This is a genomic window from Vibrio sp. Isolate24 (assembly GCF_022398215.1).
GTDB classification, from domain to species: domain Bacteria; phylum Pseudomonadota; class Gammaproteobacteria; order Enterobacterales; family Vibrionaceae; genus Vibrio; species Vibrio coralliilyticus_A.
Map to the genome: position 1 here is coordinate 1,667,440 of NZ_JAKEUU010000001.1, position 15,820 is coordinate 1,683,259.

Here is a 15,820-nt window from a genome sequence, read left to right on the forward strand (position 1 = left end):
TCGATGCTAGACAGCATTAAAGACAGCTTTACAGAAAGTATTCAAATTCAGATTGCAGCCGCAGAGGCCCTGCCCGATGCGATTACCCATGCAGCTCAGGCAATGGTCGCCAGCTTACTTAATGGTAATAAAATTCTATGCTGTGGTAATGGAGGCTCCTCTTCTAACGCTCAACAGTTTGTTTCTTGCCTGCTAAACCGCTTTGAGACGGAGCGTCCGAGTCTACCTGCCATGGCCCTCACTGCGGATAATACCACCTTAACTGCGGTCGCCAATGATTACCATTATGAAGAAATCTTCTCAAAGCAGGTTAGAGCTTTTGGACAAGCCGGTGATATTTTGTTGGCTATTTCTACCAGTGGTAACAGCAAAAACATCATTAAGGCCATGGAAGCGGCTGTAACACGCGATATGACCATCATTGCTTTCACAGGAAAAGACGGTGGTGAAATGGCTGGCTTACTAGGTGAGAATGATGTTGAAATTCGAATTCCATCTCACAGAACAGCAAGGATCCATGAGGTGCATATGGTGACGCTGCACTGCTTATGTGATCTTATCGATCAAGTCCTATTTCCAGCTCACGAAGAGTAAGTTATGAAACATCTTAAAACTTTTGTCATCATTTGTATGCTGCTTAGCACCACTGGATGCGCTGGTTTATTTGTAGCGGGAGCGGCAACCACTGTTAATGTGGTGACTGATACCCGAACAACCCAAGAAATGTGGGATGATAATAATATCGAGTTTGAAGTTGCCGGCCTTGCAAACAAACCACCTTTTCAACGAGAAGTAAGAATTACAGCAAGCTCGTATGACGGGACGGTGGTATTAATGGGCCAAGCCAGTAACCAAGATCTTCTTAATCAGTTTGTAAGCAAGACAAGAGATTTAAAAGGTGTTAAGAAAGTCCACAACCAAGTGCGTATTAAAGCCCCGCTATCAGTTGGTCAAATCAGTCACGATAGTTGGATCACAACCAAAGTCAAATCAGCACTACTGACAAATAGTGAGCTTAATGGAGTAAAAGTGAAAGTCATCACCGAGGATAAAGAAGTATTTTTACTTGGTTATGTATCACCAGAACAAGCGGATGTGGCTGTAGAGGTGGCACGTAATATTTCAGGTGTAAAACAAGTCATCAAAGCATTTCAGACTGGAAATTAAAATTTAATTCATAAAAGACAAAAAAGCAGCGAATACGCTGCTTTCTTCATTTGATGACTCTTAAGCTTGGTCGGCCTTTAGGTCTAGGTGGTTCGTCATCCGGGGTGGGTTCTTCTTCAAAAGCTTCCGTAGCCAAAGACAAACCTGAATCTTCTTCCGAAAATTCTTCAACGCCAGATGTACCTCCATCAAAGTCATCCATATATGCTTCTTCAGGCTCAAACATGGTCCCTGCACCGTTTTCACGAGCATAAATGGCTTGGACCGCATACAGAGGTACAATAACGGAGTGAGGACGACCAGAGAAACGCGCACTAAACGTAATCGCTTCATTACCTAGTTCAAGGTTACCTACTGCTCGTGGAGCAATATTGAGAATAATTTGCCCATCCTGAACAAACTCAACAGGAACACGAACACCAGGCAAGGTTGCCTCAACGACTAAATGAGGTGTTAAATCATTATCTACCAGCCAATCATAAAATGCTCGAAGCATATAAGGTCGGCGAGGTGTCATATTAGTTATGTCCATTTCGCTTCCAATTAGCGACTCAGACGCATTTCACGTTCTGCCTCGGTCAGTGAAGCTAGGAATGAATCACGCTCAAATACGCGGTTCATGTACACTTTCAACTCTTTCGAACCTGGGCCAGTGAGTTCAATACCTAGCTGAGGCAAGCGCCACAATAACGGAGCAAGGTAACAATCGATCAAACTGAACTCTTCACTCATAAAGTATTCAAACTCTGCAAATACAGGGCCGAGAGTCAGCAGATCATTACGCAGTTTATTGCGCGCAGCTTCCGCTTCTTCAACGTTACCTTTTACCACTTTCTCTGCCAGTGAGTACCAGTTTTTCTCAATACGGTAAATCATCAAACGGCTGTTACCACGTGCAACTGGGTATACAGGCATCAATGGAGGATGGGGAAAACGCTCATCCAGATATTCCATGATGATTTTCGAATCGTAAAGCGCTAGCTCACGATCAACTAAAGTGGGTACTGATTTATACGGGTTTAGCTCAATCAGCTCTGCGGGAAGATTTCCTTCATCAACCAGTTCAACTTCGACACTTACACCTTTTTCAGCCAGTACAATACGTACCTGATGGCTATACATATCAGATGCACTTGAAAATAGAGTCATCACAGAACGTTTATTGGCAGCTACAGCCATGGAGCCCTCCAGCACACTTACAGATATAAAAAATAATGGAGGCTAAGCCTCCATTATCAACAATAAAATTGGGAATTAGCACGGTATGATAGCACAATTAGTGCACATCACGCCAATACTCTTTCTTAAGCAGAACAACCACAATAGTGAAGATAACGAGGAATGCCATTACCCACCAGCCTAATGCGTGACGCTCTAGTTTCACTGGATCACCAGAGTATTCTAGGAAGTTCACCAAATCACGAACAGCATCGTCATACTCTTCTTGGTTCAGCTCACCAGTCCCGTCGGTTTCAACACCAACGACAACTTTATGCTCCTCGCCTTCTACGATTTTAATCTCATAAACTGGTTTAGGAATCCCTTGTAGTTCTTCGAGAACGTGCGGCATACCTACGCTTGGGAAAACAACGTTGTTTACACCAAACGGGCGAGATGGGTCTTCGTAGAAAGAACGCAGGTATGTGTATAGCCAGTCAGAGCCACGAACACGAGCAACCAAAGTTAGATCAGGAGGCGTAGCACCAAACCATTTGGCTGCGGATTCATCAGGAATTGCGTTTTCCATCAAATCACCGACTTTCGCATTAGGATCGAAAATCAGGTTCTCTTTCAGTAGTTCGACCGGAATACCGATGTCACGTGCAACTCGCTCATAACGTTGATACTGCGCTGAGTGACAGCCAAAACAGTAGTTCATGAACAGCTTGGCACCGTTTTGTAGTGATGCTTGATCACTTAGGTCATTGTTTGCTTTGTCTAACGGTACGTTTGCACCCGCTGCCATCGCCAGAGAAGGCAGCATTGCAAATAGAATTATAATCCATTTTTTCATTTGAATGTCACCCTTTCTGGTAGTGGCTTAGTCGCTTCGTTCTTACTGTAGAAGTACAGCAGTACGAAGAACATGAAGTAAGCTAAGCTAAAGATCTGAGCTAGCAGTGTGTACGTTGGTGTGGCAGGAAGCGCACCAAGAATACCCAGAGCAATAAAGCTGATCGTAAATTGGATGATATTAAACAAATGGAATTTACTACGGTAACGGTAAGAGCGAACCTTACAACGATCCAGCCAAGGCAGAACGAATAGAACCGCAATTGACGCTCCCATCGCGATAACACCTAGTAACTTATCAGGTACCGCACGCAAAATCGCGTAGAAAGGTGTGAAGTACCATACTGGAGCAATGTGCTCTGGTGTTTTCAGTGGGTTTGCCGCTTCAAAGTTAGGCGGCTCAAGGAAGTATCCACCCATCTCAGGGTTAAAGAACAACACGTAACAGAACAAGAACAGGAAGCCTGCTACACCAACCATGTCTTTAACCGTACCGTAAGGATGGAACGGAATAGAATCGATGATATCGTATTTCTTCGAGTAGTAATCGTGGAACTTGAACTGCGTCTTGTAGTCGTCGCCCATGGTGCCTTTAGGCAGCTTAGTTTCGATACCATCTGGGTTGTTTGAACCCACTTCGTGTAGTGCTAATACGTGTAGAACAATAAGCAGCAGAAGTACGATTGGTAATGCAATAACGTGTAAAGCGAAGAAACGGTTCAGCGTTGCACCAGAAATAACGTAGTCACCACGAATCCATAGTGTCAAATCGTCACCAATAACAGGAATCGCACCAAATAGTGAAATGATTACCTGGGCTCCCCAGTAGGACATCTGACCCCATGGAAGTAGGTAGCCCATGAAGGCTTCAGCCATCAACACTAAGAAGATAAGCATACCGAAGATCCACAGTAGCTCACGAGGCTTCTGGTAAGAGCCATAGATTAAACCGCGGAACATGTGCAGATAGACCACGACAAAGAATGCCGAAGCACCTGTCGAGTGCATGTAACGCAGTAGCCAGCCGTACTCTACGTCACGCATGATGTATTCGATTGAAGCAAACGCGCCATCGCCAGATGGGACGTAGTTCATTGTCAGCCAGATACCTGTCAGAATCTGGTTAACCAATACCAGCATTGCTAGAGAGCCAAAAAGATACCAAAAGTTAAAGTTCTTTGGCATCGGGTACTCAGAAAGGTGTTTCTTATACGCATTCATTGCGGGTAGACGTTTTTCTACCCAATCAAGTAGAGCTTGCATTATGCCTCCCCTTCTTCGTCAACACCGATGATAATCTTAGTATCACTGAGATACATGTGCTTTGGAACAACCAAGTTTAGTGGGGCTGGTACACCTTGGAATACGCGGCCAGCCATATCAAACTTGGAACCGTGACAAGGGCAGAAGAAACCTGATTTAACACCTTGAACTTGTTCGCTAAAACTGTCCGGTAAATAAGTCGGCGAACACCCTAGGTGGGTACAGATACCTACAGCGACAAAGTACTCAGGCTTGATAGAACGGTAGGCGTTTTGAGCATAAGTTGGCTGTTGCTCTTCGCCTGACGCTGGATCACGAAGTTGACCGTCAATATTTTTCAGCGCATCTACGACAGATTGTGCTCGGCGGACAACCCAGACAGGTTTACCACGCCACTCAACACGAACCATCTGCCCTTCTTCAAGTTTACCTATGTCAACTTCAACAGGGGCACCCGCAGCTTTTGCTTTCTCACTTGGGTTCCAAGATTTAATAAAAGGAACGGCGACAGCAGCTGCTCCGAGACCACCAACAACCGCCGTTGTTGCTGTCAAGAAACGTCTGCGACCGTTATTTAAAGGCGCATTGCTCATCCAAACATTCTCCCATTTGCTCCTTTTGGATTATTGTTATTCCGCTTAAAGAGCATGGCTAACAAAATACGAATTTAGTTGTATTTATTTGATGGCAAATGATAAATAAAACCCTACTTTTTGACAAGATAAAGCTACCTTTTTGTAACAATCGTGAAGTAAATCGCCTATGAGGTCACAAAAGGGGAATAAGTAATATAAAAGTTCTCGAAACTGGTCTGAGAGAAGGGATTTTTTTGTGCAGAAAAACAAAAAGCCTGGCATGAAGCCAGGCTTTTGGGACCACAATCCGGTGAAAACACCGAAGGCCAATCTTTTCGAAAAAAGATTAACGCTTAGAGAACTGTGGACGACGACGTGCTTTACGTAGACCAACTTTCTTACGTTCAACGCAACGAGCGTCACGAGTAACGTAACCAGCTGCACGTAGAGTAGGACGTAGAGACTCATCGTATTCCATTAGTGCGCGAGTGATACCGTGACGGATAGCACCTGCTTGACCTGAAATACCGCCACCTTTAACAGTAACGTATAGGTCTAATTTTTCAGTTAGTTCAACTAGCTCTAGAGGCTGTTTAACAACCATACGAGAAGTTGGACGACCAAAGTACTCATCAAGACTACGCTTGTTGATTACGATGTTGCCGCTGCCTGGTTTAATGAAAACACGTGCAGCTGAGCTTTTGCGACGGCCAGTGCCGTAGTATTGATTCTCTGCCATTTTCGAAATCCCCGATTAGATGTCTAGTACTTGTGGTTGTTGAGCAACATGGTTGTGCTCAGCGCCCGCGTAAACTTTCAGCTTACGGTACATAGCACGGCCTAGAGGACCACGTGGTAGCATACCTTTAACCGCTAGCTCAAGCGCCATCTCTGGCTTACGATCAATTAGCTTCTCGAAGCTGATTGATTTTAGGCCGCCAGGGAATTCAGTGTGACGGTAGTAAATTTTACCTTTAGCTTTGTTACCAGTTACAGTAACTTTCTCCGCGTTTACAACGATGATGTAATCACCAGTGTCAACGTGTGGAGTGTATTCAGCTTTATGTTTGCCACGTAGGCGAGATGCAATTTCACTTGCTAGACGACCAAGAGTTTTACCTTCAGCGTCTACAACGTACCAGTCGCGTTTTACAGTTTCTGGTTTAGCAACGAAAGTTTTCATGCTAATAATAACCCGTTTATTAAAATTTACACTTAAGGAGCATTGCTCCCACTGACTAAGAGCCCATTCATCACCCCTTCGAGTGGTTGGCACTCTCGACCCTAGATCTGTAAGGATCTGGTCTGCAGTAACGGTGGGTCGCAGGATTATAGAGAAGTCAGTTGAAAAAATCACCTCTTTTTAGGCAAAAAAATCAATTTTTTTCTTCCCTTATAGAAACATCAAACCCCTTATGCTAAATGCTCTTTCGCCAGATAATCATGGCTTTGCATTTCAATAAGTCGAGACTGACAGCGTTTAAATTCAAATTCCAATTGTCCTTGGGTATATAGCTCTTCTAACGGAACTGCTGCTGAGATAATTAATTTGACATGACGCTCATAGAATTCATCCACTAAAGCAATAAAACGACGAGCCGCATCATCAATAGACTTTCCCATTTGCTGGACGTCGGCTAATAGTACGGTGTGGTAGATACGTGACAGCTCTATATAATCATTTTGACTCCGGGCTGACTGGCACAACTGCTCAAAGGTAGCATGCAGCACCCCTTCGTACGAATTCAATACCTCTATCTGACGATGATTGATTTCAATGCTTTTCGCACCTTGCTTATGCTCACCAACCAATTGTTCAAAGTAATGACAGAGATTGGTATTGGCCTGAGCATCCAAAGGAAAATGATAAATTTCCGCTTGTTCAAGCGTTCTCAATCTGTAGTCAATGCCACTATCAACATTAAGCACTAAACAGTTTGACTGAATCAAATCAATCGCAGGCAAAAAACGAGCTCTTTGTAAGCCATTGCGATACAAGTCCTGTGGTGGAATATTGGATGTGGCGACTAAAATCACACCACGCTTGAATAAAGCCTGAAACAAAGTCCCCAAAATCATTGCATCGGTAATATCTGATACGAAAAACTCATCAAAACATATGATTTCCGCTTCTGCCTTAAAGATATCAGCCACCTGCTCCAATGGATCATTGATATCTCCAAGCGCATTCAACTCGTCATGCACTCGATACATAAATCGGTGGAAGTGGACACGCATTTTTTTGTCGCAGGGAAGGGCTTCAAAAAAAGTATCCATTAAGTAGGTTTTTCCACGCCCTACGCCCCCCCAAAAATACAATCCTTTAGGAGCAATAGGTTGAGGTGTTTTTTTGCCAAACCAGCTTTTCCATCCGGTGACAGGCTCAACAGGGGTATTTATATATTGAACAAATTCATGGTAGAGATTATCCAGAGCTTTCACGGCTTGAAGTTGGGCTTCATCTTGTTGAAAGCCATGCTCTTTTACATCTTTTGTATAGATCTCTAATGGGGTCATCGCTTCACTCACGTGCTATAGAAGGATTGAAACTGCTATGCAGAGCACATGCATTTTTCTTTATCGTCTCGAATTCTCATAGTAACATGTCCGGTGAACATGTGTAACCAACCGGTAAAAAACATGTTAAATAACAATGATAAGGAGCGAATATGCCTTGGATTTATGCCCTTGTAGGTTTGCTTGTAGGCGCTGTTTTAGGAATCATCATCTCGCGTATCACCACTCCGGGATATAACAAACAGAAGACCATTCAAAAAGATTTAGATAACGCTAAATTTGAGCTGGAGCAGCAAAAGCAAGATCTTGCCGATCATTTTGCCCAAACTGCAGAAATGCTGGATTCTTTAGGCAAAGAATACACTAAGCTTTATCAGCACATGACCAAAACATCTTCTGAATTGCTACCAAATATTCCAATTCAGGATAACCCATTCAACAAAAAAGTAGCAGAGCAAACGAAAGTAGAAATGCAAGCTGAAGTTGAACAACCATTAATTCTCAATGAAGCACCTAAAGATTACGCCTCTGGCGCAACAGGCATGCTGACCGAAGAGAAAAAGGAAGTTCTTAACTCAGAACAAGTGGTTACAGCAAAAGCCTCTTAGCTCTATTTGTTCACTTGCTGAACTTTATAAAGGTTTTTTAGTCTTAAACTCCAATAAGCGTCGATTGATTTCTTATTTTTTAACCAAATATTAAATCTCAGGCCTTAACTTAACGAGGAGTTATCAGATGAAAAAACCTTTGCTTGCTTTAACCGTCCTATCTTTAAGCTTAAGTTCAATCATCACCCCCATACCAGCCACTGCTGCCCTGCCGCTTTCAGTAGATGGAGAGCAATTGCCAAGTTTGGCTCCAATGTTGGAAAAGGTTACCCCTGCTGTCGTCAGCATCTCTGTGGAAGGTACCCAAGTCTCGAAGCAGCGCATCCCTGAACAATTCCGTTTCTTTTTCGGCCCAGAGTTTCCAACCGAGCAATTACAGGAACGTCCATTTAGAGGTCTTGGATCGGGTGTCATCATCAACGCCGATAAAGGCTACATCGTGACTAACTATCACGTCATCAATGGTGCTGAAAAAATTCGCGTTAAGCTACACGATGGCAGAGAGTATGACGCTGAATTAGTGGGCGGCGACCAAATGTCAGATGTAGCGCTTCTGCAGTTAGAAAAAGCCAAGAATCTCACGGAAATTCAGATTGCAGATTCGGATGCCTTGCGGGTCGGTGACTTTGCTGTTGCGATCGGTAATCCATTCGGTCTTGGACAAACGGTCACCTCCGGTATTGTTTCCGCATTAGGACGCAGCGGCCTGAACATTGAAAATTTCGAGAACTTCATTCAAACCGATGCCGCTATCAATAGTGGTAACTCTGGTGGTGCTTTGGTGAACCTAAATGGTGAGTTGATTGGTATCAATACTGCTATTTTGGGACCAAATGGCGGTAATGTTGGTATTGGGTTTGCCATTCCATCAAATATGATGAACAACCTAACAGCACAAATCCTTGAGTTTGGTGAAGTTAAACGCGGAATGTTAGGTGTTCAAGGTGGAGAAATTACTTCAGAGCTTGCTGATGCACTCGGCTATGAGTCCAGTAAAGGGGCTTTTGTTAGTCAAGTGGTGCCTGACAGTGCAGCAGATAAAGCAGGGCTCAAAGCGGGTGATGTCATTGTATCCGTCAACGGCAAAAGCATTCATTCATTCAGTGAACTGCGCGCAAAAGTTGCAACACTTGGTGCAGGCAAACAAATCTCGCTCGGAGTGGTCCGCGATGGTAAGAAGGAAAACTTTGATGTGACATTAGGTGAGCAGCAAAATGTCAAAGCCTCAGCCGACAAACTTCATGACGGTCTTTCTGGTGCAGAACTCACCAATACAACCTCAAGCGATCCTGTACAAGGCATTAAAGTCGCTGGCGTAGAGAAAGGCTCAAAAGCTGAGGCATATCAGCTCGCGAAAGGTGACATCATTATTGGTGTAAACCGTAAACGAGTCAAAAACCTTGCTGAGTTTAGACAAGTCCTTGAGAAGCAACCAAGTGTATTGGCTCTGAACATTCAACGTGGCGAACGGACTATTTATTTAGTCGTACGTTAAAAACGGACGCTCAATGTCAAAGGACGGTAGGATCTCCTGCCGTCCTTTTATTATTTTCTCATCTAATGCTATCCTTTCGCCACTTGTCTGATATTTAGAGTGGTTAGGAAGATATGCTGCAATTCTTATTGCGTTCAATAGGTTTAGGGCTGGCAACAGCAGCATTATTACTATTGGCGATCCCTTCTCTACGCTCTACTATCCTCCCTCAGACACTGAGCGATGAAATCAGTATTACTTCGGCGCAAGAAATCTCATTTAACAGTGCAGTACATAAGGCTGCGCCTGCTGTTGTGAACATTTACAGCCGAAAGTACAAAGAGGATGATCGTTCGAAGCTATTGACTCAGGGGCTGGGTTCTGGGGTTATTGTTAGCGACAAAGGCTATATCATCACTAACTATCATGTTGTTGCTCAAGCCGATCAGGTGGTAGTAGCACTGCAAGATGGGCGCGTCGCTGCCGCTCAATTGGTCGGTACTGATAAGCGAACCGATATTGCGGTTTTACGTGTAGAAGGTAGTAATCTTCCTGTCATACCACTCAATCCAAACTATTCCCCAACCGTTGGTGATGTCGTACTCGCCATCGGTAACCCATACAACCTCGGCCAAACAACCACTTTCGGCATTATTTCCGCAACTGGTCGCTCTTCCATCAGTGCCGGCGGACGACAAGCCTTTATTCAGACTGATGCTGCCATCAATGAAGGCAACTCTGGTGGGGCACTGGTTAACACACGAGGTGAACTGGTTGGTATCAACACAGCCTCCTTTCAGCAAGCAACAGAACTGGAAACTTACGGCATTTCTTTTGCTATCCCTTATGCTCTTGCCAATAAAATCATGCAAAAAATCATAGCCGATGGTCGCGTGATCCGAGGTTATATCGGTATTGATGGTCAGGACATCAACTCCGTCACTTCCCGCTTACTAGGTAATGAACATTTAGGGGGTATTATCGTGTTAGGCGTCGATCCTAACGGACCTGGCGCCGATGCAGGATTTCAGGCTCAGGATATTATTCTCAAAATTGATGGACAAAAAATCAATGGTCGCCAGAGCGTAATGGATATTGTCACTGAGTTGAGGCCGGGGACAACCGTCGATGTGCTCATCCTACGTAAGGGCAAAGAGCAAACACTTAGCGTGACGATCGCAGAAGATACCCGAGAAATTTAAAAACCTAGATAGAAAAATCCCATGCTCGATAGCATGGGATTTTACTTTATTCGCTGTCTTCTTCTGTGGTAGAAGTTTCAACTTCAATACGGGTTACCCGCTGTAAACCTCTCGGTAGCAAACTACCTCGACGACCACGCTCACCGCGGAAATTATCCAGGTCGTTTGGCTTCAAGCCCAGTTTACGTTTACCGGCATAGAGCGTCACCGATGCCCCTTGAGGTAACGACATCAGATGAGAAACCACTTCTTCCCGCTCTTTGGCTTTAGCTGCCGGGATATTGATAATCTTATTACCCTTACCTTTGCCTAACTGAGGTAAATCCTTGATAGGGAATAACAACATTCGCCCTTGATTGGTAATAGCCAAAATCTCATCTTGGTCCAGGCTACGGATCGCATCCGGGCTCAAGACCTCAGCATTTTGAGGCAACGTGACTAGTGCTTTACCACTACGGTTTTTCGACAGTAAATCACTTCCTTTACACACAAAGCCATAACCGGCATCAGAACCGACCAACCATAACTGGTCTTCTTCCCCCATCACCACATGGCGAATGTTAGTCCCTGCATTAATGTTCAGACGTCCCGTGATAGGCTCACCTTGGCTTCTCGCTGAAGGCAATGAGTGTGACTCTAACGAGTAGCTTCGACCATCACTGCCTAAGAAGACGGCTTGTTGATTACTCTTACCGCGAGCATGGGCTAAGTACTTATCACCCGATTTGTAATTCAGTCCTTCAGCATCAACATCATGACCTTTCGCGTGGCGGATCCACCCTTTGTCTGAAAGCACAACGGTAATAGGTTCGCTCGGAACAAGATCGCGCTCAGTCAAGGCTTTGGCTTCCGCACGCTCAACAAGAGGAGAGCGGCGATCATCACCGTATTTTTCCGCATCCGCTTTGATTTCTTTCTTTAATAGCGTATTCAGACGACGCTCAGAGCCTAGAAGCTGTTCAAGCTTTTCGCGTTCTTTTTCTAGCTCTTCCTGCTCACCACGGATCTTCATCTCTTCCAGCTTGGCAAGGTGACGAAGTTTGGTATCAAGAATCGCATCCGCCTGAATATCCGTAATACCGAAGCGTGCCATCAGCACTGCTTTGGGATCATCTTCCGTACGGATGATCTCTATCACTTCATCCAAATTAAGGTAAGCAACCAACAAACCTTCTAAAATGTGCAAACGTGCAAGGACCTTATCCAAGCGATGCTGCAAACGGCGGCGAACGGTCGCACGGCGGAACTCAATCCACTCTGATAAGATCTGAACCAGACCTTTCACCTGAGGACGGTTATCCAAGCCAATCATGTTGAGATTAACGCGGAAGTTTTTTTCAAGATCCGTCGACGCAAACAGGTGGTTCATCAACTGATCACAGTCGATACGATTTGAGCGAGGAACCACAACAATACGCGTCGGGTTTTCGTGATCCGATTCGTCACGTAGGTCATCGACCATTGGCAGTTTCTTGGCTCGCATTTGGCTAGCAATTTGCTCAAGTAACTTGGCACCCGATACCTGATGTGGCAGTGCCGTGATAACAATATCACTGCCTTCTTTATGCCATACTGCGCGCATTTTGATACTGCCGCGACCAGTGCGGTAGATTTTTTCCAGCTCAGCTTTTGGCGAGATAATCTCAGCTTCCGTTGGGTAATCCGGCCCCTGAACAAAGTTCATCACATCTGACAGTTCGGACTTAGGATGATCGATCAGATGGATAGTGGCATCAGCAATTTCACGCACATTATGTGGCGGAATATCGGTCGCCATCCCTACTGCGATACCCGTAACGCCATTGAGTAGAATATGTGGCAGTCGCGCTGGCAGCATTTGCGGCTCTTTCATCGTACCGTCAAAGTTCGGCTGCCATTCAACGGTTCCTTGTCCAAGTTCACCAAGCAGAACTTCTGCAAACTTGGACAATTTCGCTTCGGTATAACGCATCGCAGCGAATGATTTAGGATCATCCGGCGCACCCCAGTTACCTTGACCGTCAACCAATGGGTAACGATAAGAGAACGGCTGAGCCATTAACACCATAGCTTCATAACATGCGGAGTCGCCGTGAGGGTGGTATTTACCCAACACATCGCCAACCGTGCGCGCGGATTTTTTGTATTTTGCTGCTGCCGAGAGCCCCAGCTCTGACATCGCATAAATGATTCGTCGCTGAACCGGCTTTAAGCCATCACCAATGTATGGCAAGGCGCGATCCATGATGACGTACATCGAGTAATTGAGATAAGCGTCTTCAGTGAACTTGCGCATTGGCAACTGTTCAACGCCATCGTATGTAATTTCCGTAGACATTCGTTAAACCTCTGCCAAATCCCCGTTGTTTTGTAGCCAAGAACGGCGATCATCAGCACGTTTCTTACCAAGTAGCATATCCATCATTTCCATGGTTGCCTGAGAGTCATCAATCGTGAGCTGAACCAAGCGGCGAGTATTTGGATCCATAGTCGTTTCACGTAGCTGAAGTGGATTCATTTCACCCAAACCTTTGAATCGCTGGACATTGATCTTAGCTTTTTTCTTCGACAAACGTTCTAAGATGCCTTCTTTCTCATCATCATCAAGGGCATAAAAGACTTCTTTACCACAATCAATACGATAGAGTGGTGGCATAGCCACATAGATATGACCCGCTTCTACCAGAGCTCTGAAGTGGCGGGTAAACAATGCACAGAGCAATGTTGCAATATGTAGTCCATCGGAGTCGGCATCGGCCAAGATACAGATCTTGCCGTAACGTAAGCTTTCAAGGTTATCACTGTCTGGGTCAATACCCAGCGCAACCGAAATATCATGGACTTCTTGAGAGGCTAATACTTGGTCAGCAGACACTTCCCAAGTATTAAGAATTTTACCGCGAAGCGGCATGACAGCCTGAAACTCTCGATCGCGAGCCTGCTTCGCTGAACCACCAGCCGAGTCACCCTCGACAAAGAAGATTTCGGTACGGTTTAGATCTTGTACTGAGCAGTCCGTTAATTTACCCGGCAAGGCTGGCCCTGAAGCCACTTTTTTACGTACCACTTTTTTACTTGCACGCATTCGGCGATGTGCATTGGCAATACAAACTTCTGCCAGCTGTTCAGCCAGTTGCGGCTTCTCATTCAGCCATAAGCTAAACGCATCCTTTACCACGCCAGAAACAAAGGCAGCGGTTTGACGCGAAGACAGACGTTCTTTGGTTTGACCGGCAAATTGAGGGTCTTGCATCTTAACCGACAATACGTAGGAACAGCGGTCAAAGACATCGTCCCCCGTGAGCTTAACACCACGAGGAAGCAGGTTACGGAACTCACAAAACTCTCGCATCGCATCAAGCAAGCCTTGGCGCAATCCATTTACGTGGGTGCCGCCTTGAGCTGTCGGGATCAGGTTTACGTAACTTTCGGTGATCATCTCACCACCTTCCGGCTGCCAAATCACCGCCCAATTAGCCGCCTCGGTCTCCGCAGAGAATTCTCCAGTAAACGGCTCTTCAGGCAAGACGGTATAACCTTTCACACCTTCTGTTAGATAGTCTTTCAGTCCATCTTCGTACAGCCATTTGTGTTCGTTGCCGTTCACTTTATCAGAGAAAGTGATTTCTAACCCTGGGCAAAGTACCGCTTTAGCTCGTAAGTTATTCACCAAACGAGTGACGGAGAAATTGGCAGAATCAAAATATTCAGCATCAGGCCAGAAGTGAACACTGGTACCTTTGTTACGACGTCCACAAGTGCCAGTGACCGTTAAGTCAGACACTTTATCGCCGTGCTCAAATGCAATTTCATACACTTGTCCTTCACGACGTACCGTTACTTCCACACGTTTTGATAAGGCATTTACAACCGAAATACCTACACCGTGAAGACCACCAGAGAATTGATAGTTTTTATTGGAAAACTTACCACCCGCGTGGAGTTTACACAGAATAAGTTCAACGCCGGAGACTTTCTCTTCCGGGTGAATATCAACAGGCATGCCTCGGCCATCATCGATCACTTCGAGTGATTGATCGGCATGCAGAATTACTTGAACTTTTGAAGCGTGTCCGGCTAGCGCTTCATCGACACTGTTGTCGATGACTTCTTGTCCCAAGTGGTTAGGGCGCGCTGTATCCGTATACATCCCTGGTCGGCGACGTACTGGCTCCAAACCATTAAGAACCTCAATGGCCCCAGCATTATATTGTTCAGTCATAATACGGAATATCGTTATAGAAAATAAATGGGTTACTGAGCAGGTAAGCTTTTGTTCTTTTTATTAATTAGTCTAAAAAGTAGCAAAAACGACCAAACTCTCGTCGTTTCACATCCAGCTCAGTACAAGGGAAACATAGTCTGGAAGAGAGGGAATGATGTCAAGTGAGATAACTAAGTAACCACTAAAATTATGACTTTTCCCTCAATGAGCCTATAGCTGGAGAAACTCAATGATATGCTTAGGGTAGCGTTCAAAGTCGACAAAACTATGATCTCCTCCCTGTTCAACGGTTTGTTTAGCTCCGCTAAACTTTTCAACCGCCTGACGATAATCCAACACCTCGTCTGCTGTTTGTTGTAAAAGCCAGAAATCTTCCGGTTGTTTGATGACCGGCGTATCCAACACTTTTAATTCATCAATATGGGTGTCTTTTAAAACATAGCGTTGCTGTGTGTAGGGGTTTTCCTGCTCGCCTAAATAGTCAGAAAGTAACTCATAAGGTTTCACCGCAGGGTTAACCACCACTGCTCTAAAACCAAATTGAGCATTAAGCCACATGGACATATACCCACCCAGAGAACTGCCCACCAAGCCAATTTGATAATCGTTAAGGTGCGTTTCAATAATGTCCAGCAAACATTCTGCAGCTTGCTTGGGAAAACAAGGTAATTGAGGAACAACAACCTTAATATCAGGACGATATTGCTGGCAATACTCCTTCATAACATTAACTTTATGAGACAAAGGAGAACTGTTAAAACCATGAATATAAAGCAGTAATGAAGGTTGCATAATGG

General features: G+C 44.9%; 16 protein-coding genes. 5 read left to right on the forward strand and 11 right to left on the reverse strand.

Annotated elements, in window-relative coordinates; genetic code table 11:
- The first annotated feature begins 3 nt into the window (after window positions 1-3).
- Window positions 4-594: a phosphoheptose isomerase gene (locus L1D23_RS07415; RefSeq protein ID WP_045976171.1), complete on the forward strand. Its 591-nt coding sequence runs from the start codon at window positions 4-6 to the stop codon at window positions 592-594.
- Between the two features lie 3 nt (window positions 595-597).
- Window positions 598-1,167, forward strand: a complete 570-nt coding sequence (locus tag L1D23_RS07420; RefSeq protein ID WP_239865130.1) for a BON domain-containing protein — start codon at window positions 598-600, stop codon at window positions 1,165-1,167.
- A 46-nt stretch (window positions 1,168-1,213) separates the two neighbouring features.
- Here the strand turns inward: L1D23_RS07420 and sspB are convergent, their stop codons facing one another.
- From sspB to zapE, 8 genes are all read right to left on the reverse strand, one after another.
- Window positions 1,214-1,699 carry a ClpXP protease specificity-enhancing factor gene (gene sspB, locus L1D23_RS07425; RefSeq protein WP_239865132.1) on the reverse strand — a complete coding sequence of 162 codons (486 nt, stop codon included), beginning with the start codon at window positions 1,697-1,699 and terminating at the stop codon, window positions 1,214-1,216.
- 11 nt (window positions 1,700-1,710) lie between these two features.
- Window positions 1,711-2,346 (reverse strand): stringent starvation protein SspA, encoded by a 636-nt coding sequence (gene sspA, locus L1D23_RS07430; protein ID WP_239837723.1) that lies wholly within the window; start codon window positions 2,344-2,346, stop codon window positions 1,711-1,713.
- A 97-nt stretch (window positions 2,347-2,443) separates the two neighbouring features.
- Window positions 2,444-3,181: a cytochrome c1 gene (locus L1D23_RS07435; RefSeq protein WP_239865135.1), complete on the reverse strand. Its 738-nt coding sequence runs from the start codon at window positions 3,179-3,181 to the stop codon at window positions 2,444-2,446.
- On the reverse strand, window positions 3,178-4,443 hold the full coding sequence (locus L1D23_RS07440; RefSeq protein WP_239865137.1) for a cytochrome bc complex cytochrome b subunit: 1,266 nt from the start codon (window positions 4,441-4,443) through the stop codon (window positions 3,178-3,180). Before L1D23_RS07440 ends, L1D23_RS07435 begins: the two co-directional genes overlap by 4 nt.
- Window positions 4,443-5,036: a ubiquinol-cytochrome c reductase iron-sulfur subunit gene (gene petA, locus L1D23_RS07445; protein WP_239837726.1), complete on the reverse strand. Its 594-nt coding sequence runs from the start codon at window positions 5,034-5,036 to the stop codon at window positions 4,443-4,445. Before petA ends, L1D23_RS07440 begins: the two co-directional genes overlap by 1 nt.
- A 328-nt stretch (window positions 5,037-5,364) precedes the next feature.
- The gene (gene rpsI / locus L1D23_RS07450) at window positions 5,365-5,757 is read right to left on the reverse strand and encodes a 30S ribosomal protein S9 (protein ID WP_005436094.1); all 393 of its coding nucleotides are present in this window, start codon (window positions 5,755-5,757) and stop codon (window positions 5,365-5,367) included.
- Between the two features lie 15 nt (window positions 5,758-5,772).
- The gene (gene rplM / locus L1D23_RS07455; protein ID WP_006877363.1) at window positions 5,773-6,201 is read right to left on the reverse strand and encodes a 50S ribosomal protein L13; all 429 of its coding nucleotides are present in this window, start codon (window positions 6,199-6,201) and stop codon (window positions 5,773-5,775) included.
- Between the two features lie 230 nt (window positions 6,202-6,431).
- The gene (gene zapE, locus L1D23_RS07460; RefSeq protein WP_239865139.1) at window positions 6,432-7,535 is read right to left on the reverse strand and encodes a cell division protein ZapE; all 1,104 of its coding nucleotides are present in this window, start codon (window positions 7,533-7,535) and stop codon (window positions 6,432-6,434) included.
- A gap of 152 nt (window positions 7,536-7,687) precedes the next feature.
- On the opposite strand from zapE, the gene zapG reads away from it, so the two are divergent.
- The 3 genes from zapG (at window position 7,688) to degS (ending at window position 10,819) form a co-directional block, all read left to right on the forward strand.
- Window positions 7,688-8,143, forward strand: a complete 456-nt coding sequence (gene zapG, locus L1D23_RS07465; protein WP_239837728.1) for a Z-ring associated protein ZapG — start codon at window positions 7,688-7,690, stop codon at window positions 8,141-8,143.
- A 127-nt stretch (window positions 8,144-8,270) separates the two neighbouring features.
- Window positions 8,271-9,638 carry a DegQ family serine endoprotease gene (locus L1D23_RS07470; protein ID WP_239865141.1) on the forward strand — a complete coding sequence of 456 codons (1,368 nt, stop codon included), beginning with the start codon at window positions 8,271-8,273 and terminating at the stop codon, window positions 9,636-9,638.
- Window positions 9,639-9,751: 113 nt separating this feature from the next.
- Window positions 9,752-10,819: an outer membrane-stress sensor serine endopeptidase DegS gene (degS, locus tag L1D23_RS07475; protein ID WP_239865142.1), complete on the forward strand. Its 1,068-nt coding sequence runs from the start codon at window positions 9,752-9,754 to the stop codon at window positions 10,817-10,819.
- Between the two features lie 46 nt (window positions 10,820-10,865).
- Here the strand turns inward: degS and parC are convergent, their stop codons facing one another.
- The 3 genes from parC to yqiA form a co-directional block, all read right to left on the reverse strand.
- Window positions 10,866-13,136, reverse strand: a complete 2,271-nt coding sequence (gene parC, locus L1D23_RS07480) for a DNA topoisomerase IV subunit A (RefSeq protein WP_239865143.1) — start codon at window positions 13,134-13,136, stop codon at window positions 10,866-10,868.
- 3 nt (window positions 13,137-13,139) lie between these two features.
- Window positions 13,140-15,020: a DNA topoisomerase IV subunit B gene (gene parE / locus L1D23_RS07485; RefSeq protein WP_239865144.1), complete on the reverse strand. Its 1,881-nt coding sequence runs from the start codon at window positions 15,018-15,020 to the stop codon at window positions 13,140-13,142.
- A 213-nt stretch (window positions 15,021-15,233) separates the two neighbouring features.
- Window positions 15,234-15,815, reverse strand: coding sequence for an esterase YqiA (yqiA, locus tag L1D23_RS07490; protein WP_239865145.1), 582 nt, complete (start codon window positions 15,813-15,815; stop codon window positions 15,234-15,236).
- Between the last annotated feature and the right edge of the window lie 5 nt (window positions 15,816-15,820).